Annotated in this window: 29 protein-coding genes and 1 riboswitch; of the genes, 26 read left to right on the plus strand and 3 right to left on the minus strand. The window is 47.1% G+C overall.

From position 1 onward, the window contains the following. Positions 1-19: 19 nt before the first annotated feature. The 7 genes from AC07KQ_RS06845 to AC07KQ_RS06875 all read left to right on the plus strand — a co-directional run bounded on the left by AC07KQ_RS06845 (position 20) and on the right by AC07KQ_RS06875 (position 5,353). Positions 20-898, plus strand: coding sequence for a CvfB family protein (locus tag AC07KQ_RS06845; protein ID WP_003565335.1), 879 nt, complete (start codon positions 20-22; stop codon positions 896-898). Positions 899-902: 4 nt separating this feature from the next. Continuing rightward, positions 903-1,784, plus strand: a complete 882-nt coding sequence (gene xerD, locus AC07KQ_RS06850; protein ID WP_003565337.1) for a site-specific tyrosine recombinase XerD — start codon at positions 903-905, stop codon at positions 1,782-1,784. Between the two features lie 254 nt (positions 1,785-2,038). Then, entirely contained in the window at positions 2,039-2,425 is a 387-nt protein-coding gene (locus AC07KQ_RS06855) for a hypothetical protein (protein ID WP_003565339.1), read from the plus strand. Further along, positions 2,400-3,125 (plus strand): segregation and condensation protein A, encoded by a 726-nt coding sequence (locus AC07KQ_RS06860; protein ID WP_003565341.1) that lies wholly within the window; start codon positions 2,400-2,402, stop codon positions 3,123-3,125. Before AC07KQ_RS06855 ends, AC07KQ_RS06860 begins: the two co-directional genes overlap by 26 nt. Continuing rightward, the gene (scpB, locus tag AC07KQ_RS06865; protein ID WP_003565342.1) at positions 3,125-3,745 is read left to right on the plus strand and encodes an SMC-Scp complex subunit ScpB; all 621 of its coding nucleotides are present in this window, start codon (positions 3,125-3,127) and stop codon (positions 3,743-3,745) included. The genes AC07KQ_RS06860 and scpB overlap by 1 nt, the downstream gene beginning before the upstream one ends. Beyond that, complete coding sequence (locus AC07KQ_RS06870; RefSeq protein WP_003565344.1) at positions 3,729-4,472, plus strand: pseudouridine synthase; 744 nt, start codon at positions 3,729-3,731, stop codon at positions 4,470-4,472. Before scpB ends, AC07KQ_RS06870 begins: the two co-directional genes overlap by 17 nt. A gap of 87 nt (positions 4,473-4,559) precedes the next feature. Continuing rightward, positions 4,560-4,678, plus strand: a riboswitch (FMN riboswitch). Positions 4,679-4,774: 96 nt separating this feature from the next. Next, the gene (locus AC07KQ_RS06875) at positions 4,775-5,353 is read left to right on the plus strand and encodes an ECF transporter S component (protein WP_274990937.1); all 579 of its coding nucleotides are present in this window, start codon (positions 4,775-4,777) and stop codon (positions 5,351-5,353) included. A 146-nt stretch (positions 5,354-5,499) separates the two neighbouring features. Here the strand turns inward: AC07KQ_RS06875 and AC07KQ_RS06880 are convergent, their stop codons facing one another. Next, entirely contained in the window at positions 5,500-5,757 is a 258-nt protein-coding gene (locus tag AC07KQ_RS06880) for a ferredoxin (protein ID WP_003565348.1), read from the minus strand. A 65-nt stretch (positions 5,758-5,822) separates the two neighbouring features. Between AC07KQ_RS06880 and AC07KQ_RS06885 the strand changes: the two genes are divergently transcribed. From AC07KQ_RS06885 to AC07KQ_RS06920, 8 genes are all read left to right on the plus strand, one after another. Beyond that, a complete protein-coding gene (locus AC07KQ_RS06885; RefSeq protein WP_003565349.1) occupies positions 5,823-6,803 on the plus strand; it encodes a helix-turn-helix domain-containing protein in 981 nt (326 codons plus the stop codon). After that, positions 6,790-8,199 carry a RecQ family ATP-dependent DNA helicase gene (locus AC07KQ_RS06890; protein WP_003565351.1) on the plus strand — a complete coding sequence of 470 codons (1,410 nt, stop codon included), beginning with the start codon at positions 6,790-6,792 and terminating at the stop codon, positions 8,197-8,199. The genes AC07KQ_RS06885 and AC07KQ_RS06890 overlap by 14 nt, the downstream gene beginning before the upstream one ends. 58 nt (positions 8,200-8,257) lie before the next feature. After that, a complete protein-coding gene (locus AC07KQ_RS06895) occupies positions 8,258-8,878 on the plus strand; it encodes an SAG1386/EF1546 family surface-associated protein (protein WP_013245711.1) in 621 nt (206 codons plus the stop codon). A 65-nt stretch (positions 8,879-8,943) separates the two neighbouring features. Continuing rightward, the gene (gene cmk / locus AC07KQ_RS06900; RefSeq protein WP_003565355.1) at positions 8,944-9,609 is read left to right on the plus strand and encodes a (d)CMP kinase; all 666 of its coding nucleotides are present in this window, start codon (positions 8,944-8,946) and stop codon (positions 9,607-9,609) included. A gap of 87 nt (positions 9,610-9,696) precedes the next feature. Continuing rightward, the gene (gene rpsA, locus AC07KQ_RS06905) at positions 9,697-11,016 is read left to right on the plus strand and encodes a 30S ribosomal protein S1 (protein WP_003565358.1); all 1,320 of its coding nucleotides are present in this window, start codon (positions 9,697-9,699) and stop codon (positions 11,014-11,016) included. Between the two features lie 89 nt (positions 11,017-11,105). Then, entirely contained in the window at positions 11,106-12,413 is a 1,308-nt protein-coding gene (gene der, locus AC07KQ_RS06910) for a ribosome biogenesis GTPase Der (protein WP_003570284.1), read from the plus strand. Between the two features lie 243 nt (positions 12,414-12,656). Further along, positions 12,657-12,932, plus strand: coding sequence for an HU family DNA-binding protein (locus AC07KQ_RS06915; RefSeq protein WP_003658248.1), 276 nt, complete (start codon positions 12,657-12,659; stop codon positions 12,930-12,932). Between the two features lie 244 nt (positions 12,933-13,176). Further along, the gene (locus tag AC07KQ_RS06920) at positions 13,177-14,445 is read left to right on the plus strand and encodes a tetratricopeptide repeat protein (protein WP_003565365.1); all 1,269 of its coding nucleotides are present in this window, start codon (positions 13,177-13,179) and stop codon (positions 14,443-14,445) included. 10 nt (positions 14,446-14,455) lie between these two features. Here the strand turns inward: AC07KQ_RS06920 and AC07KQ_RS06925 are convergent, their stop codons facing one another. Further along, entirely contained in the window at positions 14,456-15,334 is an 879-nt protein-coding gene (locus tag AC07KQ_RS06925; protein ID WP_480156635.1) for a YitT family protein, read from the minus strand. A 103-nt stretch (positions 15,335-15,437) separates the two neighbouring features. Between AC07KQ_RS06925 and AC07KQ_RS06930 the strand changes: the two genes are divergently transcribed. The 5 genes from AC07KQ_RS06930 to AC07KQ_RS06950 all read left to right on the plus strand — a co-directional run bounded on the left by AC07KQ_RS06930 (position 15,438) and on the right by AC07KQ_RS06950 (position 20,813). Beyond that, positions 15,438-16,634: a CCA tRNA nucleotidyltransferase gene (locus AC07KQ_RS06930; protein ID WP_013245712.1), complete on the plus strand. Its 1,197-nt coding sequence runs from the start codon at positions 15,438-15,440 to the stop codon at positions 16,632-16,634. Between the two features lie 137 nt (positions 16,635-16,771). Continuing rightward, positions 16,772-17,227: a hypothetical protein gene (locus tag AC07KQ_RS06935; RefSeq protein WP_003565371.1), complete on the plus strand. Its 456-nt coding sequence runs from the start codon at positions 16,772-16,774 to the stop codon at positions 17,225-17,227. Positions 17,228-17,322: 95 nt separating this feature from the next. Next, entirely contained in the window at positions 17,323-19,215 is a 1,893-nt protein-coding gene (locus tag AC07KQ_RS06940) for an ABC-F family ATP-binding cassette domain-containing protein (RefSeq protein WP_013245713.1), read from the plus strand. Positions 19,216-19,243: 28 nt separating this feature from the next. Further along, positions 19,244-20,194, plus strand: a complete 951-nt coding sequence (locus AC07KQ_RS06945) for a thymidylate synthase (RefSeq protein ID WP_480156636.1) — start codon at positions 19,244-19,246, stop codon at positions 20,192-20,194. A gap of 127 nt (positions 20,195-20,321) precedes the next feature. Then, positions 20,322-20,813 carry a dihydrofolate reductase gene (locus AC07KQ_RS06950; protein WP_003579093.1) on the plus strand — a complete coding sequence of 164 codons (492 nt, stop codon included), beginning with the start codon at positions 20,322-20,324 and terminating at the stop codon, positions 20,811-20,813. A gap of 153 nt (positions 20,814-20,966) precedes the next feature. Here AC07KQ_RS06950 and trhA read toward each other — a convergent pair whose 3' ends face one another. Further along, on the minus strand, positions 20,967-21,608 hold the full coding sequence (trhA, locus tag AC07KQ_RS06955; protein ID WP_003598633.1) for a PAQR family membrane homeostasis protein TrhA: 642 nt from the start codon (positions 21,606-21,608) through the stop codon (positions 20,967-20,969). 203 nt (positions 21,609-21,811) lie between these two features. Between trhA and AC07KQ_RS06960 the strand changes: the two genes are divergently transcribed. The 6 genes from AC07KQ_RS06960 (at position 21,812) to AC07KQ_RS06985 (ending at position 26,671) form a co-directional block, all read left to right on the plus strand. Beyond that, entirely contained in the window at positions 21,812-22,654 is an 843-nt protein-coding gene (locus tag AC07KQ_RS06960) for a DegV family protein (protein ID WP_003565381.1), read from the plus strand. A gap of 336 nt (positions 22,655-22,990) precedes the next feature. Then, positions 22,991-23,836 carry an SGNH/GDSL hydrolase family protein gene (locus AC07KQ_RS06965; RefSeq protein ID WP_003570297.1) on the plus strand — a complete coding sequence of 282 codons (846 nt, stop codon included), beginning with the start codon at positions 22,991-22,993 and terminating at the stop codon, positions 23,834-23,836. Positions 23,837-23,841: 5 nt separating this feature from the next. Then, positions 23,842-24,471 (plus strand): YpmS family protein, encoded by a 630-nt coding sequence (locus tag AC07KQ_RS06970; RefSeq protein ID WP_003570299.1) that lies wholly within the window; start codon positions 23,842-23,844, stop codon positions 24,469-24,471. 25 nt (positions 24,472-24,496) lie between these two features. Beyond that, on the plus strand, positions 24,497-25,018 hold the full coding sequence (msrA, locus tag AC07KQ_RS06975) for a peptide-methionine (S)-S-oxide reductase MsrA (RefSeq protein WP_274990936.1): 522 nt from the start codon (positions 24,497-24,499) through the stop codon (positions 25,016-25,018). Further along, complete coding sequence (locus tag AC07KQ_RS06980; protein WP_003565389.1) at positions 25,018-25,260, plus strand: YozE family protein; 243 nt, start codon at positions 25,018-25,020, stop codon at positions 25,258-25,260. The genes msrA and AC07KQ_RS06980 overlap by 1 nt, the downstream gene beginning before the upstream one ends. Next, on the plus strand, positions 25,229-26,671 hold the full coding sequence (locus tag AC07KQ_RS06985) for a S41 family peptidase (protein ID WP_043925838.1): 1,443 nt from the start codon (positions 25,229-25,231) through the stop codon (positions 26,669-26,671). Before AC07KQ_RS06980 ends, AC07KQ_RS06985 begins: the two co-directional genes overlap by 32 nt. Positions 26,672-26,717: the final 46 nt, after the last annotated feature.

The raw sequence follows: 26,717 nt of genomic DNA on the forward strand, positions 1-26,717 counted from the left end.
GGTTTAAGGAGAAAAATAAATGAATTTTAATGGCAGTATTGTCACCGCACAAGTGACGGATCACAATGACACGGAAGTCTTTGCTCAGCATGATGGCGTCACTTTGGCCATTGATCGCAGTGAGTTGGCTGAACTTCCAGAAGTTGGCAGTGATGTTGAGGGTTTTGCCTATGAAAATAAGCAAGGGCAGGCTCGGTTAACCACAAAAGTTCCGACAGTTGGCCGCGACCATTACGCTTTTGCGAAAGTAGTCGAAGTGCGTAAGGATCTTGGGGTATTTGTGAACATCGGCTTACCAGACAAAGATATTGTGGTTAGTGAAGACCAGTTACCTGAAATCAGCCGTTTATGGCCGCAAAAAGGCGATCAATTGATGGTTGCCTTAACAGTCGACAAAAAAGACCGGATGTGGGGCAATCTGGCTGATGAAAGTATCATCCACGCGGTTGCAAATCGCGCGAAGCCTGAGCAGATGAATGCTGATGTTACTGCCACGGCTTATCGGTTGAAGATGGCTGGAACGCGTGTCTTGACCGATGATTTTTATTTGGGTTTTATCCATCCAAGTGAGCGCGATGCTGAACCGCGACTTGGGCAAATTTTGCATGCTCGCGTGATCGGGGTTAGTGCCAATGGCGAGCTGAATTTGTCGCTAAAACCACGTGCCTATCAGGCCATCGGTGATGATGCTGGCATGATCTTGGCAGTTTTGCAGCATGATCCTTCAGGAAAAATTGCTTATACGGATAAGAGCGATCCTGAAGCGATTAAGCAAACCTTTGGCATCAGTAAAGGCGCCTTTAAGCGCGCACTGGGCCATTTGTTGAAGGCTGGCTTAGTGAAAGAGGAAGCTGGGTATACGATTTTGACGGCCGCAGCCAAGGCGTCTCGGGAGTAACATCATGCATGGGTTGATCGCGGATTTTATTCATTATCTAAATGTTGAACGCGGATTGGCAAAAGCCACCCAAACTAGCTATCAGCAGGATTTGATCACTTTTTCGGCTTGGCTAGCGGCCCGAAAAAGAAGGACATTTCCTGAGGAGTTCGGTACCATCCAGTCCTTTTTAAAGGAGCAGAATGCCACCAAGGCGCCTGCTTCAGTTAGCCGCATGATTTCTGCTTTACGCAAGTTTTATCGGTTTTTACTGCGTGAAGGGGCAATTTCAGCTGATCCAATGACCAAGATTGACACCCCAAAACGTGCCCAACATTTACCAGCAACGTTGTCGAGTCAAGAAGTCGATGCTTTGATGGCCAAACCAGATACCGACAAGCCATTGGGATTACGTGATCGCGCTATTTTTGAGTTGATGTATGCCACTGGGTTACGGGTTTCAGAAGTTGTTGATTTACGTCTTGATCAATTGCATTTGGCAATGAATCTACTTCAAGTGACTGGTAAAGGGGACAAAGAACGACTGGTTCCCATTAGTCCGCAAGCCACACAATGGGTGGATCGCTATCTGCAAGAGGCCAGACCCAAATTACTCAAACGAGTACAACCTAAAAACGTTTTTGTCAATTTTCACGGTGGGCCAATGACTCGCCAAGGGATCTGGAAGAACCTCAAAGCATATATTGCAAGTATCGGCATTGAAAAAGATGTCACACCGCACACTCTTCGTCACAGCTTTGCGACAAGGTTACTCGAAAACGGTGCTGACCTGCGCGTGGTTCAAGAACTACTCGGCCACAGCGACATCAGCACGACCCAGATTTACACCCATTTAAGCAATCAACATCTGGTTGCGGTCTATCATAAAACGCATCCGCGCGGGTAGCTATTTTGACAGGGTGGTCCTTTCTAAGAATATATTTGATGACTAAGAGATTGTGGTCATCAGCATTGCCATGGGCAGTCTAGCTCGAATACTAAGATAGAAGGCAGAGCGTTGGCGGAGCCAAATCGGACAATAGAATTAAACTTGATTAGCGTAGAACCGAGAAAAACTTGACACATACGTTCATGCTCTGCCCTTTGCTACTGCCGCGTTTCTATGATAGAGTGTTACGAGAGTATCTCTTGGAGGCAAACATGCTGGTTAAATACAAAAACGACTATGAGAAGATCGCGATGGGATTGTTGTCTTTTATTCCGGATCTGAAAGATGTCGGGCATTTAAAGACAGAACTCAAGATGTACACCGAAGATGATTCCCATGCGTTGTATCTATACAAACATAAGAATGATTTTGTTGGTGTCGTTGGCATTGAACTAAGTGCTGACTTTGTTTTGGTGCGGCATTTAAGCTTTTCACCTAATTTTCGTGACCAAGCAACGGCATTTGCCGCGTTGACTGAACTGACTGAACTTTTCCCAAACAAGAAATTGATGGGTGCCCTTGAACATGCACCGCTAATCGCCGCCTTTAACAAGTTTCGAAAAGAGGATGACCATGGCACTGACACTCGTGCTGAATGACTTCTCCGGACCGTTAGACTTGCTTTGGCACTTGATTCGGACGAATGAAGTTGACATTTACGACATTCCGATCGCTGAGATCACCGCTCAATACCTAGATTACCTGCATCAAATGCAGGATCTGGCGCTGGACGTGGCCGGCGATTATTTTGTCATGGCCGCTAATTTGATGGTCTTGAAAAGTCGCCTTTTGTTGCCCCAACCTGAACCCGAAACGATGGCTCCTGATGAGGCGCCAGATCCACGAGCAGATTTAGTGGCACAATTATTGACCTATCAAGTCTACCAAGAAGCAGCAAAGGATTTGAAAGCACGCGAGGCTAAACGCGCACAAGCCTATGCCAAGCCAACCACATTGCCAGACGCCAAAATGGCTGTGCCACTTGCGCCAGGTTCAGTGAAATTAGTTGATTTACAAGCGGCCATGGCGCGTGTGATGAAGGCACAACAAGCCACTCGCCAAACCATTGCCCACATTGAAACCGAACCTGTATCCGTTGAAAAACGAATCGGCGAAGTGCTACAGACATTGCAAAAAGGCGGGCAATGTCTCTTTGCTGATTTACTGTCGGTTCAGTCGGTTGAGCAGGTTGTGACGACTTTTCTGGCTTTGCTTGAATTGATGAAAAATGATCAGGTTATTTGTGAACAAGAGGCGCCATTTGATCCAATCACAGTGACCTTGAAGGAGGCTGCTTAATGGAGCCAGCACTAGAAGCAATCCTTTACACAGCTGGCGAAAGCGGCGTGACGCTGGGCGAGCTGGCCGGCATTTTAGAAATCAGCGAAAGCGCGATGCGACAGCAATTAGACGCGTATCGACAACGGCTGGCTGCTGATGATCAGCGTGGCCTGCAATTGCAGCAGTTTGCGGACCGGTATTATTTACTGACCAAACCAGCGTACGCCCCTGCAATTAAGAAATATTTTGCCGGGCCGCCAGCTGCGGGATTATCGCAGGCTGCGTTGGAAGTGCTCGCGATTATCGCGTACCAGCAACCGATTACCCGGATTGAAATTGACGAAATTCGCGGTGTTCAAAGCTCAGGCGCATTAACTACCTTGGCTGCGCGACAACTCATCAAAGAGGCAGGCCGAAAAGAAGCCCCTGGTCGACCAATTTTATATGCGACAACTCAGTTTTTCCTTGACTATTTTGGGTTGAACCGCCTTGCTGATTTACCACCGCTAGCTGATGCGCCTGCCGATACAGGTGAGGTTGATTTGTTTACGGCATTTCGGCACGATGATGATCAAGAAGAAGCTACTATAGACGAAAAGAAAATGGAGCAAAATCAACAACATGACAACCAAAACTGAACGGCTTCAAAAAATTATCGCAAATGCCGGTATTGCTTCGCGTCGACATGCGGAAACGTTGATTGCAACTGGCCATGTCAAAGTTAATGGCCAAATTGAAACGGAAATGGGCATCAAGATTGGTCCGCATGATGAAGTCGAAGTGGATGGCGTGCCGATTGGCAAAGAGGCTAAGCGCTACTTTCTCTTTTATAAACCGCGCGGCGTGATTAGTGCTGTTCAAGATAATAAGGGACGTGATGTCGTCACCGATTACTTTAAGGATATTGCTGAGCGTCTTTATCCAGTTGGCCGATTAGATTACGATACAAGCGGCTTACTTGTGATGACAAACGATGGCGATTTAGCCAACCATTTGATGCATCCACGTTACGCGCTTGAGAAAAAATATGTAGCCAAGGTTCAAGGTGTACCGAATCGACCTGCCTTGGCTCCGCTCAAAACAGGTGTCGAGGTTGATGGCAAGATGACTGCGCCTGCTAAAGTAGACATTATCTCGACTGATAAGGCTAAAAAAACGGCGATCGTATCTTTGACCATTCATCAAGGCATGAATCATCAGGTTAAAAAGATGTTTAAAGCAGTCGGCTTCCCAGTTCTAAAACTATCTCGGGAAGCGTATGGCAACTTAACTTTGGTGGGGTTACAGCCAGGTGAACATCGGCCAATCAAGCCGCAAGAACTGCAAGCCTTGCGAAAACTAGCGGGTGAATCGGAAAGTAAGTAGTTGGTGAAATTGTTAACGTTTTCAGTGCAAACGCTTGAACTTTTCCGGTGCCTTTGCTAAAGTAAAGCTGTTAATTAAATAATCTTGGTTCGTCTTCAGGGCAGGGTGCAATTCCCGACCGGCGGTATAGTCCGCGACCCGCTTATGCGGTGGAACCGGTGTGACTCCGGTACCGATAGTGATAGTCTAGATGGAAGAAGATGGGGCTTTTTTGAATCTACATTCAATCAAGACCTATTCCCCCTGAAGGAGGAATAGGTCTTTTTAAGTTCCGGAAGACGGCCTCACGGAGGTAATGCTTTATGGCAAGTAGTTCCAAGGTTCACCGTTTGCTTGGTATCGCGTTGTTAGCGGCGATCGGGTATGTTTTGATGATGTTTTCATTTCCGATCATTCCTGCTTTCCCGTTCCTGAAGCTTGATCTATCAGATCTGGTTGTTTTGCTTGGTGGGTTATTATATGGCCCGGCTGGCGGGATCGGCGTTGCATTTATCCGGAGTCTTGTGCATTTTGCTTTAACAGGCGGCGGGGTCGTCAATTTAATTGGTGATCTGGCAGCTTTCATTGCGAGCGTTGGGTTCCTGCTTCCAGTTGTTTACACGATTCGTGGCAAGCACAGCTTGTTGCGGCAAATTGAAGGTCTGGTACTAGGTACCGCAAGCCTGACACTTGTCATGAGTGTGCTCAATTGGCTGGTGATCACACCGATGTACATGGCGGTCTTCAATTTTAACCTTGGTATGTCGCTGACGCGTTACGTTTTAATCGGCGTGGTACCATTCAACTTAATTAAAGGAATTGTGGTCTCGGTTGCATTCTTCGCGATCGCCAAGGCCTTGGCACCGTGGTTAGCTCGGCGTGAGATTCAACCTAGTCATTAATGATTTAATCAATCAACTAAAAAACATCCGTCAGCTTTGTTAAGCGACGGATGTTTTTCTTTAGCGTAAAATCGATTGTCTTGCGACGAATCACGTCAATCTTCGGATCACGTGCTATTGGTTCGCGTAATCTGAAACTATAGCAGTTAAGCTTTCCCCGTCTCAGAAAACGGGCGCGCGTTGAACGGGTGATCGCTACGTTTGATAGCGTGGGTCGGGCAGCGTTGGTAGGCCAATCGAAAGTCGATCGTGGCCTGATCATTTAAAGGCTCAGTGCCGGTGTTGCGATCTGGTTTATAATAAGCAATGCCAGCTTGATCGTAATCAAAAAGGGCAGGTGCCAACATCTGACACAAGCCGCAAGCAATACACTCTGGACGTTCTACTCTGCCATATAAAGCCATATTCAAACTCCTTTATACGATACATAACACTTAAACAGCAATGTTGAGAAATGAGGTGACAAGCTTTGCTGACCGATTTTGTGATTCAATTTTTCAGTGAGCAGCCGCGGCGTGAGCGGGCTGTTTTTGGACTCTTAACTGGTAAGCAGACCATTTCAATCCTTTACGCCGCCTTGATTCACCAACAACTGCAATGGTTGCATCTTTATCCAAGTCTGTCAAAAGAAGCTTTTTCAGCGGCCATCACGACGTTGAAAGTGCAAAGAATGCTGCGTGAAACTGAAACCGGCTTGATTTTAACGGAAAAAGGGCAGCATCTCAAGCAAGCAGCAGTTACCCAGTTACCGTTACCGACACATTATCAACCGTGGATGAACTTACCGGTGTTCGCACCGCGGTTCTTCTTAGGCGTGCAAGTGCTTTCTGAGGCGAGTTATGCGAACCGTGCTTATCAACCAATAAGTGTTAATTGGGCGACACAGCAAGTTGTGAAGCAGTGGTATCAGCAGGTCGATTATCGAGCTGCCGTTATAACATTAAGCAGCCTTTTTCAAAGACTGCCGACTGAATTAGCTGACACGTTAGCGGCTAACATGATTGGCCATGACTACGCCGGACAACTGATGCCAGCAACATTGCAGGCTCACTTTGAACGACTTGATGCGCTAGCGGCACTGGTTCAGCAACTCGCTAATACTAGGAGTATGTGGACGGCGTTGTGGGGCGGACCCCGCGATTTCGTTTCGCGACCGGCGCAGCAGACCTTGGCGCAAGCACGCGCTGGCATGGCGTTGCCAACAATTGCTCATCGCAGCCACCGTAAGCAAAGCACGATTACTGAACATCTGTTGCTCGCGGCAATTATGGGTGAAACGTTGCCGATTGAGCATTTGGTGCCGCTTAAAATTCACCGTGCACTTGATCGGGTGACGCAAATCTACGATCATCAGGCATTGTTGGCAGCCATTCCTGGAAGTACTTTTTTCCAGATTCGATTATTCCAGATTCTAAGTTTTCAAGGGAGGTGGCCGCGTGTCACAACTTGAAGCACAACTTCAACAACATTTTGGCTTTCAAGAATTCCGACCTGGACAAAAGGCTTTGATCCAATCGGTGTTGGATGGACATGACACGCTGGGAATTTTACCTACTGGCAGCGGGAAATCACTCTGTTATCAATTGCCGACTTTGATCAGTAACAAGCCAAGTTTAATTGTTGAACCGCTCATTGCCTTGATGAATGATCAAGTTGGTCGTTTGCAAGCAGCTGGAGAAAAACGGGTCATTGCCTTGTCAGCGCAAATGCCACCGGTTGCTTTTACCCAAATTCTCAAACGATTGGCAAGTTACCACTATATTTTTGTCTCACCAGAAATTTTACAACGCGCTGATGTGCTCATGGCGCTCAAACGACTGGCCCTAGGCTTATTTGTGGTAGATGAAGCGCATTGTATCTCACAGTGGGGGCCAGATTTTCGACCTGCTTATTTGCAGCTGGGACAAGTTCGCCAACAATTGCAAGCAGATGCGATTCTTGCCTTAACCGCAACCGCACCGGAGCCCGTTCGCCGTGACATTGTCCAACATCTAAGCATGCAATCGCCAGCAATTTTGGCTGGGTCAGTCGATCGACCAAATATTTTCCTTGGCGTTGAGACCGGCTTAACAGAGAAGGAAAAGGCTTTAAGACTGGATCAGTTATTGCACGAGGTGGTGGGGCCAACGATCATTTATAGTGCTACCCGAGCCGCGTGTGAGACGTTAGCGATACGATTGCAAAAAGCCGGCCATGCTGCGGCCTTTTATCATGCTGGGTTGGATCGGCACCAACGCGATCTAATCCAGCGACAGTTTCAATCGGATCAGTTGCAGATTATCTGTGCGACGAGTGCGTTTGGCATGGGGATCGATAAGGCAAATGTACGGTTCGTCGTGCATACCTATGTGCCGGAATCGCTTGAAGCTTATTATCAGGCAATCGGACGAGCCGGCCGTGATGGCAAGCAGAGTCTAGCGGCGCTTTTGGTGACCGATCACGATGTTCAGCACGGCGCTATTTTGGCGGGGATGTTGCCAGATGCGGCATTGATTCGGCTCATCTATGCGCATCCTGAGGCGTATCGCACTTTTGACGATCCGCAGATCAACCTGATCGAAGCGTATGTAGACGCTGGCTTTTCGGTAGAGGCTACGCAGCAGCAATTACAGCACAGACTAACTGAGAAACAGGCTAGTTTCGCAGCGATGGCGGCTTTTGTTAATGAATCAGAATGCCGTCGTGCTGTTCTGCTGCAACATTTTGATTCGCCAATTGAACCGCATACGGCTTTGTGCTGTGGCGAGATCACCACTACGATATTGCGCCAACTACAGCCTGAAGTGCCACAAGAACAACCAAAATTAGCTTCTTGGCAGGCAGTATTTCACCAAATCTTTAGATAACCGACGCCCTGACGCTGGTCAATATGATACAATAAGCGCAGTAGTGAGGGGGATCGTGATGGCGGAAAAAGATGAACACCAACATGACAATGAGGATCACAAGCGCACCAATGGTGAGGATCCAAGTAAACCTTGGGAAACGCTGTTTGACGATGATCGTGATGATCAAGGTAATTTGAGCCGCGTTGCCACCAAGAAAAAAAGGCAAGGAAGTTCAAAATTGACCTGGATTTTAGCGATCTTGTTAATTCTTGTGGTTTTGGCACCAATTATTTATGTCAAAATTTCTGGTGATCAAAGCCGCAATGGCGCTAACCTTTCTAATGATCGCGTTGTGATCCAAAGTACTAAAAAGAGTAGTAAAGTTTCAAAATCAAAGAAATCATCGAAGGCTTCCAAAGCGTCGAAGACTTCAGTGGCCTCGTCACAGGCAGCGTCGACTCAGCCTAGTCAAACACCAAGCGTTACTTCCCAACAAGAAGAACAGACCAGTGCATCAGCGCAGCCTAGCGAGCAAGCAAGTGCCAGCACGGCTGGCAGTTCATATACCGTTCAAGCAGGCGATAACCTTTATCGAATTGCTGTCAATCATGGAATGACCTTAGATGAGTTGCTCCAGATGAACGGTATGAGTGCGGGTTCGAGCATTGCACCGGGCACGGTTTTGAAAGTGAAATAATCATGACACGACCCTGTTCTGCATGCGTATAGGCATGAGCAGGGTCGTGTGTTGTGGAGGAAAGTATGCAAATTGCGATCGACGGCCCGGCCAGTGCCGGGAAAAGTACCATTGCGAAACGAGTCGCCAAGGAATTAGGGTTTATCTATTGTGACACTGGCGCGATGTATCGCACCGTGACCTACATGGCCATTAAAGACCAGCTGGGCTTTGGCGATGAGGCGGCTATCATGCAGCATCTCGCCAACATGACGATTCGGTTTGAACCGGGTGATCCTGAACAGCGCGTCTTAATGAATGATGAAGATGTGACCTTAGCCATTCGCGAACCAGACGTGACCAACAATGTTTCGCAAGTGTCAGCGTTGCCTAAGGTACGCACTGAACTAGTGAAACGCCAGCGGGATATCGCAGCATCCAGCAATATTGTCATGGATGGTCGCGACATTGGCACCACCGTTTTACCTAACGCCGAAGTGAAGATTTATATGGTGGCATCAGTTGCTGAACGGGCAAAAAGACGCTACAAAGAAAATATTCAAAAGGGCATTGAGACACCACTAGCTACCCTCGAACAGGAGATTGCCGAACGCGATCGCAAGGACTCTCATCGGGCCGTTTCCCCGCTACGTCAGGCTTCTGACGCGATTAGAATTGATACGACATCAATGACCATCGATGAAGTGGTGGAACGAATTTTATCCCTGATAGGCCAAGTAAAGACGAAATAGTCAAGGGCTTAAAATAATAGGTGGTAATTTGGTTCGTTTTCAAGTACAATAGATCCAGTATACAGCTGCATAGGAGGATTTTTTGGCATGAGTGATAATAACGTTAATGAGAACACCGAAACAATGGCGGACGCCCTTAAGAGTGTCACCACAGTAAAGATTGGTGATACCGTCAAGGCAGACGTTCTTGCCGTTGAAGATAAACAATTGATCGTTGGGATCGAAGGAACAGGCGTCGAAGGCGTGGTCCCGATCAAGGAGTTATCAACTCAGCCAATCGATGACATTCACGATGTTGCAAAAGTCGGCGACAAGCTTGATTTAGTTGTGCTTTCAACGGTTGGCAAAGATAAAGAAAATGGGCAGTTCCTGCTGTCCAAGCGCCGTTTGGAAGCGCAAAAGGTTTGGAAAGAAATCCAAGCTAAGTATGAAGCAGGTGAAACCATCACCGCTCCGGTTACCAGCGTCGTTAAAGGCGGATTGGTTGTTAATGCCGGTGTTCGTGGCTTCGTTCCTGCATCCATGGTTGAAGATCATTTTGTTGAAGATCTTAGCCAATACAAGGGTAAGGAACTTGAATTCAAGATCATTGAAATCGAACCAAGTGAAAATCGTCTGATTCTTTCACATCGTGCGATTGTTGAAGCCAGCAAGGCTGAAGCACGCAAGGAAATCTTTGCGAAGATTCAACCTGGCGACACCGTTGAAGGTAAAGTTGCTCGTTTGACCAACTTTGGCGCCTTTGTTGATCTTGGCGGCGTTGATGGTTTGGTTCACGTTTCAGAGATTTCGTTTGATCATGTTGACAAGCCAAGCGATGTTCTGAAGGTTGGTCAAGAAATCAAGGTTAAGGTTCTGAACGTTGATCCTGATCGCAACCGCATTTCCTTGTCCATCAAAGCAACGTTGCCACAACCTTGGGACGACATTGAAGAAAAGGCACCGGCCGGCTCTGTTTTGACTGGTACAGTTAAACGTTTGACCACATTTGGTGCCTTCGTTGAAGTCTTCCCTGGTGTTGAAGGTTTGGTTCATATTTCCCAGATCTCTCACGAACACGTAGCAACCCCAGCGGATGTCCTTAAGGAAGGCCAAGAAGTGCAGGTCAAGGTTCTTTCCGTTGACCCCGATGCACATCGTCTTGCTTTGTCCATCAAGGCTTTGCAGGAACGTCCAGCAGGCTCTGAAGAAGAATCTCATGAAGGCGGCAACAGCAGTCGTGACAATAGCGACCGTGGCGATCGTCGTCGTTCTTCACGTCCTCGTCGTGGCAATGATCGTCATCAATCCACGTCGATTCCTGCTGAATATCAGCAAGATGATTCAGGCTTCTCACTTGGCGACATCTTAGGCGATGCCTTGAAAGATGCTGCTAAGGGCAATGATGATCAGGATGATAACAAGTAGTCATCTTGAACCTAAAAAGTTGAGCCTTGGCTCAACTTTTTTTATGGGAAATAAATCCCATGACGCCGTCACAGAAAGGAGGCCGTTTTATGGTCTTACCAACATTAGCAATCGTTGGCCGTCCGAATGTGGGCAAGTCAACCATTTTTAACCGTATTCTCGGTGAGCGGGTTTCGATTGTGGAAGATACGCCCGGGGTCACGCGTGATCGCATCTATGGCACGAGTGAATGGCTTGGTAAAGAATTTGCTGTCATTGACACCGGTGGGATCGACTTAGGCGATGAACCTTTTTTGGCGCAAATTAAGGATCAAGCTGAAATTGCCATCGATGAAGCCGATGTCATCCTTTTTCTCGCTGATATTGAAAGCGGGGTAACTGATGCAGATGAACGGGTTGCCCAGATTCTTTATCGGGCTAAAAAGCCGGTCGTACTGGCAGTCAATAAGGTTGATAACCCTGAACGTCGCCAAGATATTTACGATTTTTATTCATTAGGTTTTGGCGAACCCTATCCACTTTCTGGGACCCATGGGATTGGCCTTGGTGATGTTTTGGATGCTGTTTTAGCAGCATTTCCATCCGAAGATAAGTCAGTTGAAGACGATTCGATTAAGTTCAGCCTGATTGGTCGGCCAAATGTCGGTAAATCGTCTTTAGTTAACGCCATTCTTGGTGAAAATCGGGTCATCGTGAGTCCAATCGAAGGCACGACCCGGGATGCGATTGATACGAAGTTCGAAGCAGTTGACGAAACCTTCACGATGATTGACACGGCTGGGATTCGTAAACGTGGCAAGGTTTACGAGAACACCGAAAAATACGCGGTCATGCGTGCATTACGAGCGATTGATCGTTCGGATGTTGTTTTGTTTGTCATCAACGCCGAAGAAGGTATCCGCGAACAGGATAAAAAGGTCGCCGGTTATGCCCACGAGGCCGGTCGTGGCATCATCATCGTCGTCAACAAGTGGGATACAGTTGAGAAAGATAATCACACGATGAAGGATTTTGAAAACCTGATTCGTCAGGAATTCCAATATCTGGATTATGCGCCGATTATTTTTGTTTCTGCCAAGACGAAACAGCGTTTACAGAGCTTGCCAGCCATGATTGTGGCAGTTTCAGAAAATCAAACTCGGCGAATTCAAAGCAGTGTCCTAAATGATGTCTTAATGGATGCCATTACTGTTACACCAACACCGACAGTTAACGGAAAACGCTTGCGGATTTATTACATGACGCAAGTTGCTGTCAAACCGCCAACTTTCGTGGTTTTTGTTAATGATCCCGACCTGCTGCACTTCTCGTACGAGCGATTCCTGATTAACCAATTGCGACAGGCCTTTGATTTTTCCGGTACACCGATTCACATCATCGCACGTAAACGCAAGTAGTTCGGCGATGGCTGAATATTGTCTTTTCATTTAAAAAAATATGTCAAAAATCGTGATTTTCGATAACCGATCCTTGATCAGACAGCAAAAAGTTTGGCAAAAACCTTGTCACAACGGGCTTGCTATGCTATGTTTAAACCTGAAATGGTGATACATATTATCATTGTTTCTTCATTCCTGAGAGGTCAGGAATGGGCATGTTTAGGTGTTAACGCATCTAATCAATATGGAGGTGAAATGTTCATGGCAAACAAAGCAGAATTGATCGAAAGTGTTGCAACCGCAACTGGTTTGACCAAGAAGGATGCAACCGCAGCTGTTGATGCAGTATTCGGTTCTATCCAAGACTCCCTTTCAAAGGGTGACAAGGTTCAGTTGATCGGCTTTGGTAACTTCGAAGTGCGTGAGCGTGCCGCTCGTAAGGGCCGCAACCCACAAACCGGTGCCGAGATCAAGATCCCAGCATCCAAGGTACCAGCATTCAAGCCTGGTAAAGCACTCAAGGACGCCGTTAAATAAGCGGTTCACCTGAGGCAATGATGAAACAACCAAAAACCGAGTCTATCTGGACTCGGTTTTTGCGCGTTTTGGCGTCATTCGCCAGCGACTAGGGGCGGGACGAGCGACAATAGCGGTATGCGCAGTCAAGTGTTGCTGGAGAGCTTTTGATGCTCATCAGTTCGGAATCAGTAAAACGCAATGTTAAACTAGCAGTAACGACAATCTTTAGGCTTTTTATAAAATGAAATCAACGGAGGCAGCCATGAGTTACGCAAAAGAAATGCTTGATGCCATTGAAGCTGGCCAGATGGAAACGGCGAAGCAGCTATTCACCCAAGTATTGGCCCACGATGACGACGAAACCCAATACAACCTTGCCGAAGAACTGTATGCGCTTGGGTTTAACGGTCAGGCTAAGCGGCTTTATCAGGGGCTCCTAGGGCGATACCCTGACCAAGGCGATCTGGCGACGGCTTTAGCTGATATTGCAGTTTCTGACGGAGATACAGACGCTGCCTTGAATTATCTTAGTCGCATTCAGCCAGGTGATCCTGCCTATGTTCAAAGTCTGGTGAGCGCTGCCGACGTCTATCAAACACTTGGTTTATATGAGGTTAGTGAGCAAAAACTGCTTGAGGCGAAGCGTTTGGCGCCAGACGAGCCGGTGGTGACCTTCGCTTTAGGCGAATTCTATTTTGACTGGGGTCATTTTGCCGAGGCCATTAGTGCTTATAACGAGCTGCTAGCGGCCGGTACAACTGAACTTGCTGGGGTTAACATCGAAGCACGGTTGGCGGCCAGTTTAGCGCAAACAGGGCAGTATGAAGACGCAGTGGCTGCTTATGAAGATGTCGGTGTTGATGCACTGGATCTCAATGGCCGGTTCGAATTAGGTGGTTTGTATTTACAACTTGATGATCCGGCTAAAGCGATCACCAATCTTCAAGCCGTGATTGACAGTGATCCAAGTTACGCCAATGCGTATTTGCCACTTGCTCGTGCTTATGAGGCCCAGAATCAGCCTGACAAGGCCTTAGACACGGTTCAAGCCGGCGTCATGGTCGATGATACGAACCCAACGCTATATGCCTTAGGCGGCAAATTAGCGCTTAGTGAAGACAATGTCAAATTAGCCGAGACGTATTTACAAAAGGCTTTGGCGATTGATCCGGAAGATCAAGGTAATATGCTCGCTTGGAGCAACTTTTTGGTGCAGGAAGAGCGTGATCAAGAAAATGTTGACTTTCTTGACCAAATCGATCGTAGTGGTGATGTTGACCCACAAATTTATTGGAATATGGCTAAAAGCTACGATCGGTTGGAGAATATTAAAAAAGCCCGTGAGAATTACCTTTTAGCGTTCAATCGCTTTCAGGATTCCCCGGACTTTCTCCACGATATCATTGATTTCTTCCAGTCGACTGGTGCTCGCGCCGAATTGAAAGCCGCTTTAGTGCGATATTTGAAACTGGTACCTACTGACGACGAGATGCAGGCCCGTTTGGATGAACTCAACGCCGAGACGGATTAATCGTTGCGAATCAATGACCAAATAGTAGTCGGCGGCGTTTTTTCTGGTAGGTGAAGCCTTCGCCCAAGGCCTCATGGACATCAAGGATGCTGATGAAGGCGTGCGGATCAATGGCCTCAATCAGCCGTTTTGTTTGGGCAATTTCAGTTGACGAAACGACAGCATAGACGACCTGCTTGCGATCGTGGGCGAACCCGCCTTCAGCATGTAAGAAAGTTGTCCCACGTTCCAATTCGTTCATAATGGCAGTGGCGATTTCTTGGCTTTTGTCAGAGACGATTAAAAGGCCCTTCGCCGCGTATGCACCATCCAGCGTAAAGTTAACAATTTGTGAGAACACGTAGGCACCAAGCAGAGTGTACATCATGAGTTCGATGTTCAGATACGTCAACGAGATCGTTAGCACAGCGGCATCGAAAACCAACAAGGTTCGTCCCATTGGCACGCCGGTCTGTTGTTCAACTATCCGAGCAACAACATCCGTGCCGCCGGTGGTCCCGCCATGGCGGTAAATCAAGCCGCTGCCAAAACCGCCAAACAGTCCAGCTAAAACCCCGGAGATAAAAAGATCATGATCGAGGTTGATGGTTAAAGGTACCCGTTGCCAGATCCACAGCCAAGCAGAAAGCATCAAGGTGCCAAAAACAGTGTAAGCTAGGGCGTGTTTGCCTAAAAATTTGTAACCAACGATGAGCAACGGAATGTTCAGCAGAATCGTGCTGTATGCCGGATCGAGATGCCACCAATAGCGGATTAGCAAGGTAATCCCGGTGACGCCGCCTTCAGCCAAGTGATTCGCAATATTAATATAAACAAGCCCGAACCCATATAAAGCACAACCAAGAACAATCATTAAAAGATCCCAACAAGTACGCGTGGTGCGTGACATAGGCCGCCTCCCAAAAAAGAATTTAAGCTTATTCTAACAGAAATGTCATATTTCGGCTTAATTGTGGTAATGGTGGTTGCCGGTTTGGAAAAAGGAGTTTGAAATGCGACTAGATTTGACCCAGCCAGATTTTAAGGCAGCGATTCCGATTTTAAAAAAAATCGAAGTTGCTGGTTATGAAGCTTATTTTGTTGGCGGCAGTGTTCGTGATGCGATACTGGGGCTGCCGATTCACGATGTGGATATTGCCAGTTCGGCGTATCCGGCAGAAATTAAGCGAATTTTCAAGCGGACAGCGGATACCGGCATCGAGCATGGCACAGTGATGGTGCTTGATCATGGGACTGGCTATGAAGTGACAACTTTCCGAACCGAATCGCGCTATCAGGATTTTCGCCGGCCTGATCATGTGACTTTTGTGCGCTCCTTAGCAGAAGATTTAAAGCGTCGGGATTTCACTATCAACGCTTTAGCTGTTCGGCATGATGGCACGATCATTGATTTGTTTGACGGCCTGAAAGATTTGCAGCACCACCAGCTGCGGGCAGTGGGTAATCCTCATGAACGGTTTCACGAGGATGCTTTGCGGATGATGCGGGCAGTTCGATTCGAGAGCCAATTGGGGTTCGGCATTGAGCCAGCCACCAAAGCGGCAATCGCCGACAATGCCAAACTGTTAGTGCACATTTCTGTAGAACGAGTCGCCGCAGAATTTAATCGGTTGCTGACTGGGATTGATCGACGTGCTGGCTTGCAAGATTTTATTGAGACTCGCTTGTTTGCCTACGCCCCGAAAATGGCGGCTCATGAAACAGCCTTAACGCAATTTTCTCAGTTGCCTGATACGCAGCTGACCAGTTTGGCAAGCGGCTGGGCGGCATTGATTTTCCTTTTAAGAACACAGCCGCTGGTGATGCTAAAGGCCTGGAAGCAATCCAATGAGCTGATCACCTTGGTCACGCAAACTGTCAAGCTACTGCAGGTGATGCCGAATCCGACTGCTTGGGATCTTTACCAAGCTGGTGAAGCGGCCGTGACAACGGCTAGCGAGGTTCAAAAACTGCTGACGCCTGACTTTGATCAGCAGCAGCTAGCTGAGGCTTACGCGGCCTTACCGATTCATAGTAAAAAAGAATTAGCGCTGACCGGTGCAGATTTGATTAAAGCGGGGGTCCGTCCCGGGCCAGCGATGGGCAAAGCACTCAATCAAATCGAGCAGCGTGTCGTCGCTGGAGCTTTGCCAAATGAACTAAAAAAGTTGTTGCCGATCGCAACTGAAATGTCTCAAGATCGTTTGTGAGTGTGTTATGATGAGCATGTAAGCACATTCAACAACGTCAAACAGGACGATTGATCAGCTGGGCGGCTTTAAAATAGCATAGTTGGCCACCAGTGCGTTTCCAACCCGTTCTGCATGACAGTGAAGGGGGATTTCCAATGGCAGAACATGTTTTTGAGCAATTGATTTTTCATTTTCGTAACGGTGACGAATGGACTGTTGAGCATGATGAACTGGCGGACGTCTGGATCAGTCGAGTAACCACGAGTTACGGACGCATTCACGGCGGTCAGATTCAAGAGATTCATCCTTGCAAGAGCTTTAAGGTTGAGATTTTGCCTGAAGCTGACCACGTCAAGTCAAGCGATATCAACACCGGTTCGCTGGAGATGGGGATGTTTGGTCGCGCCACTAAGTATCAAGATATTGAAAAGATGGACTTGGTCTTTAACGCGGAAGACAAAAAGCGCGTTCAAATCTACTTCCCATTCAAGCAAAAGGATCCAAGCGGGCTTGATAACGAGTACCAGAGTAGCAAGCTTGCAGCAAACGGTCATCTTTATATTGTGATCGATGAAAAACATACCGTGGATGATGAATATCCGCGGATCTAATCGTGATCACGTACGGGTCGGCATTGATGTCGGCCTTTTCTTGTGCGCTGCTTCTTGCTAAGATGGACAACGATACGAGTGAAATGAGGGACAACATGCAGACGCTAACAGCGCAAGGCCTGAGTAAGGCATATGGTGACAAACAATTATTCAATCAGATTGATTTTTTAATTAACGAAGGCGAGCGAATTGGCTTAATTGGGGTGAATGGTGCTGGGAAAACCACGCTTATTCGCGCATTAGCCGGACTTGATTCAGTTGATGCTGGTGAAATTAAAACACCCAAGCAATATCGCATCAGCTATCTGGCTCAGATTCCCGATCTTGATCCTGACTTGGCGATTATGGATGCCATTTATCATGGTGACTCACCGGTTTTTCAAGCGATTCGCCAATATGAACAAGCACTAGCCGAATATACCAAGGATCCTATGAATCCGGAAAAAACTGCCGCTTATACAAAAGCAGATGCCCGCATGACGCAAGAAGATGCCTGGTCTGCAGAAACCGATATCAAAACAATTTTGACGCAGCTGCACATTGATGATTTGAGCATGCGTGTTGGCGATCTTTCCGGTGGTCAGCAAAAGCGTGTCGGTCTGGCCCAAGTGCTGATCGAATCGCCGGACTTATTGCTGTTGGACGAGCCGACGAACCACTTGGATTTCGATTCAATCGCGTGGCTTGAGAAGTATCTCAGCAATTATCGCGGCGCTTTGGTCGTGGTAACGCATGATCGTTATTTTCTTGATCGCGTGACGAACCGGATTTTTGAATTGGACCGCGGCCGTTTATTCCAGTATCAAGGCAACTATCAGGCTTATGTCGCCAAAAAGGCTGAGCAATTGGAGGCCGAAAAGTCGGCTAATCACAAGCAGGCCCAGCTTTACAAGCAGGAACTAGCTTGGATGCATGCTGGTGCCCAGGCACGTTCAACGAAACAACAAGCGCGCATCAACCGTTTTCAGACCTTGCAAGCTGCCAAAGATGCGGCACCGGAAGCAAACCAGCAGTTGGATCCCATTCAGATTGCCAGCGCCCGCTTAGGCAAAAAAGTCATCGAAATGCATCATGCCAGTTTGCAGTTTGACAATCAGCCGATTCTAAAAGACTTTAATTGGCTGGTTCAACCAGGCACTCGCATTGGGATTACCGGCAAAAACGGCGCTGGCAAGTCAACATTGCTGAATATTATTGCTGGCAAACAAAAATTGGACAGCGGTTCTATTGAATTAGGCGAGACCGTTCATTTGGGCTACTACACCCAGATGAGTGCCAATTTGGATCCGAACAAACGCATCATTACCTACTTGCAGGAGGTTGGCGAAGAAGTCGTGCAAGCAGATGGTCAACGCGTGTCAGTGACCCAAATGCTGGAACAGTTTCTTTTTCCGCGCAGTATGCATGGTACGCTGATTGGTCGCTTGTCAGGCGGCGAAAAACGCCGGCTTTATTTGTTACAGGTGCTCATGCGTCAACCTAATGTTTTGCTTTTGGACGAGCCGACCAATGATCTAGATATTGCCACCTTGACCGTACTCGAAGATTATCTGGATCAATTTCCAGGCACCGTCATCACCGTGTCACATGACCGTTACTTTTTGGACAAAGTGGCTGATCAATTACTGATCTTCAATGGCAACGCGCAGATTGACCGAGCGGTAGGCGAGTTCTCTGATTATCTGGCTCAGCAACAAACCAAGCAGCCAGCAGCCAAACCAAAAACATCAGCTGCTGACGCTGTACCAAAAAAAGCCGCGCCAAAGAAGAAAACAAAACTGACATATGCTGAGCAGATAGAGTATGATAAACTCCAAAATGAGCTTGACGAGTTGGACGATAAACTCGCTAAAGTCAAGGCAGCTATGGCCGAAGTCAACGGCGAAGATTATGTCAAACTAGGTGACTTACAAGCCCAAATTGACGAGATCAACCAAACAATTGATAAAAAATTCGACCGATTTGCCGAACTGGATCAGTATGTTTGAACACACGCCCACTGGAGGGAAGAAGACAATGTTAGAGCAGCCATATCTCGATCTTGCCCAAAAAGTATTAGATCAAGGCCACTTCAAGCCTGATCGCACGCATACAGGCACGTACAGTATTTTCGGTCACCAAATGCGGTTTGACCTTAGCGAAGGGTTCCCTTTACTAACAACCAAAAAGGTGCCCTTTGGTCTCATTAAAAGCGAGTTACTTTGGTTCTTGCGTGGCGACACCAACATTCGTTTCCTATTGCAGCACAAAAATCACATCTGGGATGAATGGGCCTTTGAGAAGTGGGTTGCCAGCCCCGATTATCATGGTCCGGATATGACCGATTTTGGTCATCGCAGCCAAAAAGATCCTGAATTTGCCGCCAGTTATCGTGAACAGATGGCCAAGTTTGACGAACGTATTCTCACTGACGAGTCATTTGCAGCTAAATACGGTGATTTAGGATTGGTTTATGGCTCGCAATGGCGGGCGTGGCATACCAGTCGTGGTGACACCATCGACCAGCTGGGGGATGTGATTGAGCAGATTAAGACGCATCCATACTCGCGACGCTTGATCGTATCCGCTTGGAATCCAGAAGATGTGCCAACCATGGCGTTACCGCCTTGTCACACCCTCTTCCAGTTTTATGTCAATGATGGCAAACTTTCCTTGCAACTGTATCAGCGTTCTGCGGACATTTTCCTTGGCGTGCCGTTTAATATTGCCTCATATGCCTTGCTGACCCATCTTGTTGCCCATGAATGCGGGTTGCAAGTCGGGGACTTCATTCATACATTTGGCGATGCTCATTTGTATGTCAATCATTTGGACCAAATCAAAGAACAATTAACGCGGACGCCACGGCAGGCGCCAACCTTGGTCTTGAATCCAGATAAACACGATATTTTTGATTTTGATATGCAAGATATTAAATTGTTGAATTATGATCCTTATCCGGCCATTAAAGCACCAGTTGCCGTTTAAGCGAAGCACGTGCTTGGACTGCCTTGTCGGCGAGAAAGCTTATTATTGGCGATATCGAAGCTGTTTAAGTGACGGTTCTGACTGATTGCAGTACCATCAGACGTATCAAAAACGAGGGGGATTTTAAATGGTAGCATTTTTGTGGGCGCAGGATCGGGATGGTGTAATCGGTAAAGACGGCCATTTGCCATGGCATTTGCCAGATGATTTGCATTATTTCCGGACTCAGACTGAAGGGAAAATGATGGTGGTTGGGCGTCGCACGTACGAAAGTTTTCCAAAACGGCCATTACCAGATCGTACGAACGTGGTTTTGACGCACCAGGCTGATTACCAGGCACCAGGCGCGATTGTCTTGCATCAGGTTGCTGAAGTGCTTGATTATGCGAAGGAACATGCAGATCAGGCATTAGTCATCGCCGGTGGTGCTCAAATCTTTAGCGCCTTTAAAGACATGGTTGATACCTTGCTCGTGACCCGTCTAGCTGGCAGTTTTGCAGGTGACACTAAAATGATTCCACTAGATTGGGATGCGTTTACTAAAACCTCAAGCCGAACTGTCGAAGATCAAAACCCCGCTTTGACGCATACTTATGAAGTTTGGCAAAAGCAAAAATGATCTGACGCGTTTAGCAGCTAAAGAAATTTTTTAAGGAACTTAAATAGTTATGTGCATTTGTAGTTCGTTTTTTTAACTAAAATTGACTCATGTGCAAAAAAGATCGGCTTCTCCGTCTGACGGAGCGAGCCGATCTTTTTTATATAGTTAGCATTAAACGAAAAGGTAAATTGAAATGTACATGCACAGGCTGCCGAGAATGACAAACAGGTGCCAGATGACATGGATGTAGGGGATGCCTTTTTGCAGGTACAGCATAGCGCCACCTGTGTATGCTAACCCGCCAGCAACCAGTAACCAGAAGCCAATCGGTCCTAAGTGATGCCACAGTGGCACCATGCCGATTAAGCAGAGCCAGCCGAGAATGACGTAAATCATGGTTTCCAGATGCTTGAAGCGATTCAAGAAGAACAGCTTGTAGAGGATGCCGCCAAAGCAAAGCGCCCAGATGGCAATTAGCAGGCCGATCCCTAATGGTCCGCCAATCGCGACCAAACAGTAAGGCAGGTAAGAGCCAGCGATTAATATGAAAACGCCGGAGTGATCTAGGACCTGTAAGACATGGCGCGCCTTGCTAAAATAGAAACCGTGGAACGCCGTTGAAGCCGTATATAAGATGATGAGGGAGATCCCAAATCCTAAGTAACTGATTAACTCAAGCTGACTGCCACTATTGGTGCCCTTAATACCCAACGCAATCGTGCCAACCACTGCCAGCCCTAAGGCAAATGCATGGGTTATCGCACTAAACATTTCATTATTAAATTCATAATGCTTTGATTTTGCCACGCGCATCTTCTACCTCCTTGGTGCAACCGGTACAGATTTCTTTACGAGAATTGCCGGGCACGCTTCAATTCACTTACGATTTTAGCATGGTACGTTTCACAATACAACCTAATCTAGTTATGATAACTAGATAATATGTACTGACAATATTTCTGGACTTTGCTATAATGAGTTCGATAAACGAACCTAACAGAAAGCGTGGCTCAGACATGGCAAATATCAAGATCGTCACGGATTCTTCCGTTCAACTGACTCCAGAAGAGATCAGCCAACATAACATTACGGTTGTACCGCTGACCATTATGATTGATAATACCGTTTATATTGATGGCGAAACCATCACACGGGATGATTTTATGGATGAAATGGCTGCGGCGCAAAATCTGCCCAAAACCTCGCAACCAGCTGTCGGTACGTTTGCCGATGTTTTCGACAAACTGACAGCAGACGGCAGCGAAGTTTTGGCAATTCATATGACTGAAACGATCAGCGGAACGGTGAATTCTTCGCGGCAAGCGGCTCAAATTGCGAAAGGCAAAGTGACGGTGATTGACTCGCAGTTCACGGACCGAGCGATGGCTTTTCAGGTCTTAGTCGCTGCTGAAATGGCCGAAGCCGGCAAAGATATGAAAACGATTCTTGATAAGCTTGAGCAAGTGCGAGACAACACGACACTGGTCCTTGGCGTAACGAATTTAGACAATTTGGTCAAAGGTGGCCGGCTTAGTCGTGTTTCAGGCTTAATTTCATCGTTTTTGAACATCAAGGTCATTCTGCAACTGCAAAATGGCGAATTGAAAGCCTTACGCAAAGGTCGGGGGATGAAGACGATTAACAATTTCATCGCCGAAACAATTGCTAAAATGGCCAAACTCAGCAACATCAAAAGTGTTGGTATTTCAACGGCCGGCGCTAAGGAATTAGGTGAAGACATTGGTCGGCGCATCGCAGAAGTGCTACCGAGTGTCCCGATTCTGGTGCGACCGACTGATCCAGTCATTGCAACCCATACAGGGCCAGGTGCGTTTGCAATTACGTACTACGTTGATTAATTTTTAATAAAATTTAACTGGCCGGCGGAAGCGCCGGCTTTTTTAAAGCACGAACACTTGTGGCTTGAGAACGCCGTATGCACGGTTTCAGGCATGATCAAGGCAACGACAGCTGGTGATGCCTAAAACGGTTAGGCGGGCATCTGCGGCTACTTGTGCCCTGATTTTAGAGAGAAGCAAAGCCGGCACCATTTTTGAATCAAACTGGGCGCCCTTGTCGACTGTTTTTGGTCATTGTCAATGATCATTCAGACGGAGCGACTTTGTTAATTTGTACAACGTCAAGTACAATAGCCTATTAATACCAGTCATTTGACCAGAAACACAGGAGGCACCATGGCCAAGTTAAAAAGTTTTCTTATTTCATTCGGCGTCATTTTGCTAGCCGGTATAGCGGCTTTTTTAAGCTGGCAAGTATTCGGCCCTGCCGCTGCGCCCAGTCAAGTCAAACTGACGGCTGATCAGCCGAAGCAACTCAAGCTGACGGCGGTTGGCGATTCGCTGACATACGGCGTTGGTGATGCCACGAATAACGGTGGTTTTGTTGGACTCACTCAGGCCGATTTGGAAGCTACCGGCCAATATCAAGTCACGACGAAAAACTATGGTGTTAGTGGTAACACCAGCACCCAGATTCTTAGTCGCATCAATAAACAGGCGAAGATTCGTACAGATTTGAAGCAAGCCAATATCATTACCGTGACGGCAGGCGGCAATGATCTGATGCATGTGTTGCAGCAACATTTTCTTAGCTTGTCTGAAAAAGAGATCACTGCTGGTAGCACGGCTTTTCAGAAACATCTAACGACCTTACTCACAACTATTCGTAAGGAGAACGCAACGGCACCGATTTATGTTTTTGGCATCTATAATCCGTTTTATGTTTATTTTCCAAAAATGACAGCGATGACTAATAGCGTGAGCGCGTGGAATCAGGCAACGCAAAAGACCTTGCAAGGCTTCCAACGTGTCTATTACATTGACATCGATAAGGTCCTATCAAATGGGGAAACTGTCGCCAACAAGGCTTCTGCAAAAGAGGCTTTGAAGGAAGCAACATCTGGAGATGGCAACCCGCTGATCTTTTCGCAAGATCATTTTCATCCTAATAATGCCGGTTATGCGCAAATGACTAAACAATTGATGACGAAACTAACAGCCACAAAGAAAGATTGGGAGTGATTAGGGTGACAGAAAAGAAACGGCAGCGCAAACAAAAATCGATCAGCTGGTCAATGATTAACTGGTGGAAATGGGCATTTTTAATCCTGATTGGCCTTATCTTGGGTAGCGGAATTTGGTTTACCAAAACCGTCTTAGCGCCGGTTTCACTGAACACAGCCACAGAGACTAAGACGATTTCAAACGACCCGGTTTTCACGGTTAAAGTCACCAAGAGTAGTGCCAACCGAATCATGGCACATTATTTAAAAACCTATCTGAAGGACAGCCCAATTAAATACGCCGTCACCCTTGGCAATAATGAGGCGGCGTTGAATGGTTCGTTCAAATTTCTTGGCAATAATGTCAAGTTCCAATTGACCTTTGATCCGTTGGTACTTAAAAATGGCGATGTTTTGCTAAAGTCAAAGAAATTGAACGTCGGTACATTGCCAGTCCCGATTAGTTTCGTAATGAGCTATATTGGGCATAGTTATAAAATCCCTAGCTGGGTCAGTCTTGATAGTAAGGCAGGAAACGTTGTGCTAAAATTGAGCCAATTTAAACTCCAAAATGGCATGACGCTTCGGGCAACTAAACTAGATCCGACGAACGATGACTTAGAGTTCGCAGTTTACCTCCCGGATAATCAGTGATCATTGGAAAGAAGCTGAATATTTTATGAAAAAAGAAACAGCTATTTTTGCTGGGGGATGTTTTTGGTGTATGGTTGAACCCTTTGAAGAGCAGCCGGGCATTTTGAATGTAGTGTCCGGCTACACTGGCGGCCATGTCGCCAACCCCACCTATGAACAGGTTTCGTCTCACACCACTGGACATACTGAAGCCGTAGAATTCACCTTCGATGCCGACACCATTAGCTATCCGCAGTTGTTGGACATCTATTGGCAGCAAACCGATCCGACAGATGCTATGGGTCAGTTTCAGGATCGCGGCGATAATTATCGACCGGTGATTTTCGTGAAGGATGATGCCCAACGCGAAGCTGCAGAGGCTTCAAAAACGGCCTTAGCTGCTAGTGGGCGCTTCAGTGGTCCGATTGTGACGCAAATCGAAGCTGCCAAGCCGTTTTATCCGGCTGAGCCTGAGCACCAACAGTTTTATGCTAAGAATCCCCGCCGTTATGCATTAGAACATGCACAACGGCAGGCTTTTATCGACAAAACATGGAAGGATCAATAATGCATCGGACTTTTTACGAATATCTCATGACCCTGCGTAACCCCAATGACCATAGTGAAATTGCTGAATTTGCGAAAAATGCCTTTTTGGATCAAAGCTTTCCTAAGCAAGAAAAGGATTACCATCGACTAAGCGATTATCTGGAACTAAACGGCAATTATTTGCCAAGCATGGCCGTTTTTGACGAAACGTATCGCGCCTATGAGGCGAGTGAAAGCACAGGAGGCGATTCGTATCAATAAACGTAGATTACCGTGGTGGGCCGTTTTGATAATTGTCATCGTCGCACTTGGCGGTGGTGTCGCAGGCGGTTACGCGCTTTCTTATCAGCAAGCGCAACAAAGTGTTTTGAAAACAAGTGTCCCCAAGGAACTAGCACCCGTTATTGCTGCTTATGAGACGGTTACCAATAACTACTATAAAAGCGTCAATACGACCAAATTAACCGATGGCGCGATTAAAGGTATGCTGGCAACGTTAGATGATCCATATTCCGTTTACTTGCAGAATAACGATAAAACCAATCTTGATGACACGATTTCGGCTTCATTTGGCGGTATCGGTGCCACCATCCAGCAAAATCATGACAGTCTTTCCATCGCCAGCATTTTACCTGATACGCCCGCCAAAAAAGCAGGCATGCAAGTCGGCGATGTGCTGCTCAAGGTCAACGGTAAAGATGTCTCCAAACAAACCGTTAGCAAGGCAGTTGCCAAAATTCGCGGTAAAATCGGTACCACAGTGTCCGTCACTGTTAAGCGCGGCAGCAAACAAGCGACCTTCTCGATGAAGCGGCAGAAAATCACGGTTGACACTGTCACTGGTCAACTTGCTTCGGCCAACAAACAGGTCGGCGTCATTACTATTTCGACTTTTAGCGAACCAACCGTCAAACAATTCAAGGCCACTGTTAAGAAATTACGCAAAGAAGGGGCCAAATCCTTTGTCCTCGACTTACGGCAAAATCCGGGCGGCATGATGAGTGCGGCTTTGTCCATCAGCTCCATGTTCTCTAAAAACGGCCAAACCGTTCTGCAAGTCGAAGACCGCAACGGTGCCAAGGAAGTCTATAAGGCTGGCAAGAAACTCGATGACGGCTTTAAAGTCACTGAAAAAACGGCGGTCTTAATTGATGGTAATTCGGCCTCAGCCAGTGAAATCACCGCTGCAGCACTTCACCAAAACAGCAACATTCCGCTTGTTGGTGAAAAGAGTTTCGGCAAAGGCACCGTCCAAAATGTCGGTGAAATGGGCAGCAACAAAGAACTCAAGCTGACCATCGCTAAATGGTTAACGCCAAACGGCACTTGGATCAATCACAAAGGCCTGACACCTGATATCAAGGTCGACTACCCAGCCGCGGCGAAGATCACCTTGATCAACGCCACTCAGCTCAAACCAGGCGATAAAGACAGCGATGTGAAGTCCTTGCAACAAATGCTCACGGCACTTAAAGTCGGCTCCGTCACTGTCAATAGTCAATACGACGATGCCACCCAAGCCGCTGTCAAAACGTTCCAGCAAGCAAATAAGCTTGACGCAACAGGAACGGCGGATCAGGATACGTTGGCAACGCTCGCGCAAAAGTTGAGTGCACAGTTGACCAAGGATGATCCGATGATGAAGGCGGCTGTGGATGCGGTAGCCAAGTGAAAATCAAATAGGTTATGATATGCGCGTATATGCCTTTTAGGAGGTG

It is taken from the genome of Lacticaseibacillus sp. YLM2-1, from assembly GCF_056583465.1.

Excerpts from the sequence above, each read along its gene's own strand:
- AC07KQ_RS06845 (WP_003565335.1), top strand. The coding sequence starts at position 20 with ATGAATTTTAATGGCAGTATTGTCACCGCACAAGTGACGGATCACAAT.
- xerD (WP_003565337.1), top strand. The coding sequence starts at position 903 with ATGCATGGGTTGATCGCGGATTTTATTCATTATCTAAATGTTGAACGC.
- AC07KQ_RS06855 (WP_003565339.1), top strand. The coding sequence starts at position 2,039 with ATGCTGGTTAAATACAAAAACGACTATGAGAAGATCGCGATGGGATTG.
- AC07KQ_RS06860 (WP_003565341.1), top strand. The coding sequence starts at position 2,400 with ATGGCACTGACACTCGTGCTGAATGACTTCTCCGGACCGTTAGACTTG.
- scpB (WP_003565342.1), top strand. The coding sequence starts at position 3,125 with ATGGAGCCAGCACTAGAAGCAATCCTTTACACAGCTGGCGAAAGCGGC.
- AC07KQ_RS06870 (WP_003565344.1), top strand. The coding sequence starts at position 3,729 with ATGACAACCAAAACTGAACGGCTTCAAAAAATTATCGCAAATGCCGGT.
- AC07KQ_RS06875 (WP_274990937.1), top strand. The coding sequence starts at position 4,775 with ATGGCAAGTAGTTCCAAGGTTCACCGTTTGCTTGGTATCGCGTTGTTA.
- AC07KQ_RS06880 (WP_003565348.1), bottom strand. The coding sequence starts at position 5,757 with ATGGCTTTATATGGCAGAGTAGAACGTCCAGAGTGTATTGCTTGCGGC.
- AC07KQ_RS06895 (WP_013245711.1), top strand. The coding sequence starts at position 8,258 with ATGGCGGAAAAAGATGAACACCAACATGACAATGAGGATCACAAGCGC.
- cmk (WP_003565355.1), top strand. The coding sequence starts at position 8,944 with ATGCAAATTGCGATCGACGGCCCGGCCAGTGCCGGGAAAAGTACCATT.
- rpsA (WP_003565358.1), top strand. The coding sequence starts at position 9,697 with ATGAGTGATAATAACGTTAATGAGAACACCGAAACAATGGCGGACGCC.
- der (WP_003570284.1), top strand. The coding sequence starts at position 11,106 with ATGGTCTTACCAACATTAGCAATCGTTGGCCGTCCGAATGTGGGCAAG.
- AC07KQ_RS06915 (WP_003658248.1), top strand. The coding sequence starts at position 12,657 with ATGGCAAACAAAGCAGAATTGATCGAAAGTGTTGCAACCGCAACTGGT.
- AC07KQ_RS06920 (WP_003565365.1), top strand. The coding sequence starts at position 13,177 with ATGAGTTACGCAAAAGAAATGCTTGATGCCATTGAAGCTGGCCAGATG.
- AC07KQ_RS06925 (WP_480156635.1), bottom strand. The coding sequence starts at position 15,334 with ATGTCACGCACCACGCGTACTTGTTGGGATCTTTTAATGATTGTTCTT.
- AC07KQ_RS06930 (WP_013245712.1), top strand. The coding sequence starts at position 15,438 with ATGCGACTAGATTTGACCCAGCCAGATTTTAAGGCAGCGATTCCGATT.
- AC07KQ_RS06935 (WP_003565371.1), top strand. The coding sequence starts at position 16,772 with ATGGCAGAACATGTTTTTGAGCAATTGATTTTTCATTTTCGTAACGGT.
- AC07KQ_RS06940 (WP_013245713.1), top strand. The coding sequence starts at position 17,323 with ATGCAGACGCTAACAGCGCAAGGCCTGAGTAAGGCATATGGTGACAAA.
- AC07KQ_RS06945 (WP_480156636.1), top strand. The coding sequence starts at position 19,244 with ATGTTAGAGCAGCCATATCTCGATCTTGCCCAAAAAGTATTAGATCAA.
- AC07KQ_RS06950 (WP_003579093.1), top strand. The coding sequence starts at position 20,322 with ATGGTAGCATTTTTGTGGGCGCAGGATCGGGATGGTGTAATCGGTAAA.
- trhA (WP_003598633.1), bottom strand. The coding sequence starts at position 21,608 with ATGCGCGTGGCAAAATCAAAGCATTATGAATTTAATAATGAAATGTTT.
- AC07KQ_RS06960 (WP_003565381.1), top strand. The coding sequence starts at position 21,812 with ATGGCAAATATCAAGATCGTCACGGATTCTTCCGTTCAACTGACTCCA.
- AC07KQ_RS06965 (WP_003570297.1), top strand. The coding sequence starts at position 22,991 with ATGGCCAAGTTAAAAAGTTTTCTTATTTCATTCGGCGTCATTTTGCTA.
- msrA (WP_274990936.1), top strand. The coding sequence starts at position 24,497 with ATGAAAAAAGAAACAGCTATTTTTGCTGGGGGATGTTTTTGGTGTATG.
- AC07KQ_RS06980 (WP_003565389.1), top strand. The coding sequence starts at position 25,018 with ATGCATCGGACTTTTTACGAATATCTCATGACCCTGCGTAACCCCAAT.